Source organism: Frankia sp. Mgl5, assembly GCF_023242985.1.
GTDB classification, from domain to species: Bacteria; Actinomycetota; Actinomycetes; order Frankiales; family Frankiaceae; genus Parafrankia; species Parafrankia soli.
Genome location: NZ_JALKFY010000660.1, coordinates 8,765 through 13,174, shown reverse-complemented (window position 1 = coordinate 13,174; position 4,410 = coordinate 8,765). Strand labels below are relative to the sequence as shown.

Genomic DNA, 4,410 nt, shown 5'->3' with positions numbered 1-4,410 from the left:
CGGGCCGGCCGCCCCGGGCCAGCCCCCGCGCCGGCGGCCCGGGGCCCGACCCCCCCGGGCCGCCGTCGTTGTCGGCCGGTTCCTGACATCGGGCGCGCCGTGCGGTCAATTCCTGACATCGCCACGGGGCGGATGGCCCGTTCGGGTATGTGCCCGGCCGCGTACGTGTCGCGTAAATGTCAGCCCGGAGAGTGGACCGCCGGCGCCGGAAGCCACTCATCCGGCGACCCACCGGGAACGGCCCGCCGCCTCCTCCGGGATTAGTGGACCGGGTGCCGGAGCCAATTCGCGCAGGGTGACCAGAGCCCGGTAAATGCCCTGGTCCTGGTCACCGCCAGTAGCGCGTTCGAGATCTCCGGTCTATGGCCGATGTTCGCCGTGTCGGCTGCCGGACTTCTCGAGGACACACTCGCCGGGACTGCCCCCTGTTTGCCCGCGGTGTGTGCCAGAACTCATTCGCTGATCCACATGCAGCCTGTACGTACACACTGTATGGTCTTCCCAAGACCTCGGGTCGCCTCTGAGCGGCCGACGAAAGGGGGGCGTGAGCCGTGGCTGTCGCCTGGCGGTACTCACTCCGCGTTGGAACGTATCTGGCGAAGCAGAAGCTGCTCCGCCGGAAGCACTTTCCGCTCGTTCTGGAGCTCGAACCACTGTTCGCCTGCAACCTGTCCTGCACGGGTTGTGGCAAGATCCAGCACCCCGCATCCGTCCTCAAGCAGCGGATGAGCGTCGAGGACGCGCTCGCCGCAGTCGAGGAGTGTGGCGCGCCCGTCGTCGCGATCGCGGGCGGCGAGCCGTTGATGCACCCTCAGATACATGAGATCGTCAACGCCCTCGTGAAGCGCAAGAAGTTCGTCATCCTCTGCACCAACGGGCTGCTGCTCCGTAAGAAGCTGAAGAACTTCACTCCGTCGCCGTACTTCACCTTCGTGCTGCACATCGACGGGCTGAAGGAGCGTCACGACGCGATCGTCGAGAAGCCTGGCACGTTCGACGAGTGCATCGAGGCCTTCAAGGCGGCCAAGGCCGCGGGCTTCCAGGTCGGCAGCAACTCGACCTTCTTCAACAACGACAGTCCGCAGGATGTCATCGACATCATCAACTTCCTGAACGACGACCTCAAGGTCGACCAGATCCAGCTCTCGCCGGGCTACGCCTACGAGAAGGCTCCTGACCAGGAGCACTTCCTCGCGGTCGAGGAGACCCGGCAGATGTTCTCGAAGGTGTTCGGCGACGGTCGGCGCAAGAAGTGGCGCCTCAACCACTCGCCGGTCTTCCTGGACTTCCTCGAGGGCAAGAAGGAGCTCTCCTGCACCGCGTGGGGGATTCCGAGCTACTCGCTGTTCGGCTGGCAGAAGCCCTGCTACCTGATGTCGGACGGGTACGTGACGTCCTACAAGGAGCTCGTCGAGACGACGGACTGGGACGCCTACGGCCGCGGCAAGGACCCGCGTTGCGCCAACTGCATGGCGCACTGCGGCTACGAGACGTCCGCCGTGCTGGCGACGATGGGCTCGCTCAAGGAGTCCATCCGGGCCGCGCGGATGGGTGCCTGACACCCAGATCGGCGCGTTGACGACAACGCCGCCCCGACCCGGAAACGGGTCGGGGCGGCGTTTGTCGTTCTCCGTACCCGTTTCGTTCCCACCGTCGTGCTGTCCCGCGGGACGTGCCCGCGGGACAGCGGTAGGCGGCCGGGTGTCTTCGTAGCGGCCGCCGGATCTCGGCGGTCCGTCGTGCTGTCGCAGTCAGTCGGTCGGTCGGTCAGTCGGACGCGGGAGGAGCGCCGGCGCTGACGGCGGGCTGGTCGGCCAGGTCGCCGCCGCGCCGGCCCAGGCCGCGCAGGAGACGGTCGAGCACGATCCCGACATCGGTGCGGGCCCGGTCGGGATCCGCCGCCCGCGCGGTGTACAGGCTCGCCTCGGACAGCAGCGCCGCGACGAGCCTGGTCAGCGGTGCCACCGGCAGCGGGTCGATGCGGCCCTCGGCCACCGCCCGCTCGAGCCATTCCGAGAGCAGGCGGTAGCCGTGCTGCTCGACGAGCTGGTCCCAGGCGTCGTTGCCGAGGACAGCCGGGCCGTCGATGAGCACGATGCGCTGGAAGTCGCTGTCGGTGGTGGAGATGTCCAGCAGCGACTGGAAGCCCGTGCGCAGCTGCGTCCAGGCGTCGCTGGGCAGCTCCGCGCCACGGGCCAGCTCACCCGCGACCAGCTGCTCCGCGACCTCCATCGCGACCTGCTCCATGACCGTGCGGAACAGGTCAGCCTTGTCGCGGAAGTGATGGTAAAGAGCTCCCCGGGTGACCCGCGCGTCCGCGACGATCTCTTCGGTGCCGGTCGCGGCATAGCCCTGTTCGGCGAACCGGCGCCTTGCCGCGGCCAGCAGTGCCTGTCGGGTATCGGCCGTCTGTTCGGGCCGACGGCTGCGTGTCACCCCTTGATTATGGTGCAGGTTCGGCCGAGACACCGGCGGCTGCCCGCCACGCGGTCCGTTCCACATCCTCGTCGAGGTCCGTCACGGCCCCTCCGGGGTGGGCGCGCTCGGGCGTTACACGCTCGCCGCCCGCAACCCCCGCGCTGGAACGCAGCCGTGTGGCCGGCACGAACAGCACCGCTACCAGCGCGAGCAGCGCGAGTGGCGCGCTGGCGAGGAACACGTCGGACACTCCGAGCCCGTACGCGTGGTGCACGACGTCGGCGACCGGGCCGGGCAGCGCTGTGGGATCGGGCACGGAGCGGCCGTCCCCAAGAGTGTCGGCCGGCAGGCCGTGCGAGCGCAGTCCGGAGACGGACGACACGCTGACGCGATGGGCGAGTAGCGCGCCGAGTGCCGCGACGCCGCTCGTCCCGCCGACGCTGCGGAAGAACGCCACCGTGGAGCTGGTCACCCCGAGATCAGCGGCGTCGGCGGAGTTCTGCGCGGCGAGCACCAGGTTCTGCTGGGTCATGCCCAGTCCGGCTCCCACCAGGCTCGCGAACACCGACACCGCGACGAGGTTCGTGTGCTCGTTGATTGTGCTCAGCAGGACGAGGCCCGTCCCGATCAGGATCGTGCCGGCGATCAGGTAGCGCTTCCAGTAGCCGGTGCGGCTGATGGCACCTCCCACCAGCAGCGACGCGACGGCCAGGCCGCCCACCATCGGCACCGTGAGCAGCCCCGACAGCACCGGGCTCTCCCCGCGGCCGAGCTGGAAGTACTGGCTGAACAACAGGTTCGCGCTGTACATGACGGTGCCGAGGCAGGCGCTCGCGGCCACGGCCAGCACGATCGTCCGGTTACGGAACAGCCGCAGCGGGACGATCGGCTCGGTGGCGCGCGTCTCGACCCAGACGGCCACGGCGAGCAGCGTCAGCCCCCCGCCGAGCAGCAGTGCTGTCTGCGCGGACGCCCACGGGAAGCTCGACCCCGCCAGTGACGTCCAGATCAGCAGGGCGCTCACGCCGGCGGCGATCAGAGTCGCGCCCGCGTAGTCGATGGAGATCTCGCGGCGCACGGTGGGCAGCCGCAGCGTCCGCTGGAGAATGACGAACGCGACGATGGCGATCGGCAGGCTCAGGTAGAAGCAGCCGCGCCAGCCCAGGCCCGGGATGTCGACGATCACGCCGCCGATGAGCGGGCCGCTGACGGTCGACACGGCGAAGGTCGCGCCCAGGTAGCCGTTGTAGCGCCCGCGCTCACGCGGCGCGATCATCGCGGCTATCGCGATCTGGACCAGCGCCGACAGCCCGCCGACGCCGACGCCCTGCACCACGCGGAACGCGATGAGCATGCTCGTGGACGTCGACAGCCCGGCCAGGACGGATCCGGCCACGAAGATCCCGAGGGCCGTCTGGACCAGCGCCTTGCGGTTGAACAGGTCCGCCAGCTTGCCCCAGATCGGCGTGGTGGCGGTCATCGCCAGCAGCGTCGCCGTGATCATCCAGGTGTAGCTGGTCGAGCTGCCGTGCAGGTCGGAGACGATCCTGGGCAGCGCGTTCGTCACGATGGTGGAGGAGATCATCGATACGAACAGGGCCAGCAGCAGGCCGGAGAGGGCCCGCATGGTCTCGCGGTGGGTCAGGCCTGCCGGGCTGGCCCGGCGCTGGCGCCGCTCCTCGGCTGAGTCATGGTCCGACCCCGGTGCGCGGGTCACGGCGTGCGGTTGGCCGCCCGGCGGCAAGCCGGGGGGCGGCGTCATCGAGGTCGACGTGGCCTGCTCCCCTGGTCACTGGTGCCCATATTGATTGTTTGTTACAACTAAATTTTAGTAAAGCACGGACTTGGCGCGCTGGCGAGTGAGATCTGCCCCCGCAGGGGTGTGAGTTCGCGCTCGTCGGAGCTGGGGGAGCGGTGGGGGGGGGGGGGGGGGGGGGCCCCCCCCCCCCCCCCCCCGCCGCCCCCCCCCCCCCCCCCCCCCCCCACCCCGCG

At 69.6% G+C, this 4,410-nt stretch carries 3 protein-coding genes; 1 reads left to right on the top strand and 2 read right to left on the bottom strand.

What is annotated here, in order from left to right:
• Positions 1-551: 551 nt before the first annotated feature.
• Positions 552-1,559: an adenosyl-hopene transferase HpnH gene (gene hpnH / locus MXD62_RS21830; RefSeq protein WP_020463163.1), complete on the top strand. Its 1,008-nt coding sequence runs from the start codon at positions 552-554 to the stop codon at positions 1,557-1,559.
• A 208-nt stretch (positions 1,560-1,767) separates the two neighbouring features.
• On the opposite strand, the gene MXD62_RS21825 is transcribed toward hpnH, so the two are convergent.
• Positions 1,768-2,436, bottom strand: a complete 669-nt coding sequence (locus MXD62_RS21825; protein WP_020463162.1) for a TetR/AcrR family transcriptional regulator — start codon at positions 2,434-2,436, stop codon at positions 1,768-1,770.
• A gap of 7 nt (positions 2,437-2,443) precedes the next feature.
• Complete coding sequence (locus MXD62_RS21820) at positions 2,444-4,045, bottom strand: MFS transporter (protein WP_308301301.1); 1,602 nt, start codon at positions 4,043-4,045, stop codon at positions 2,444-2,446.
• Positions 4,046-4,410 lie beyond the last annotated feature (365 nt).

Excerpts from the sequence above, each read along its gene's own strand:
- MXD62_RS21820 (WP_308301301.1), bottom strand. The coding sequence starts at position 4,045 with ATGCGGGCCCTCTCCGGCCTGCTGCTGGCCCTGTTCGTATCGATGATC.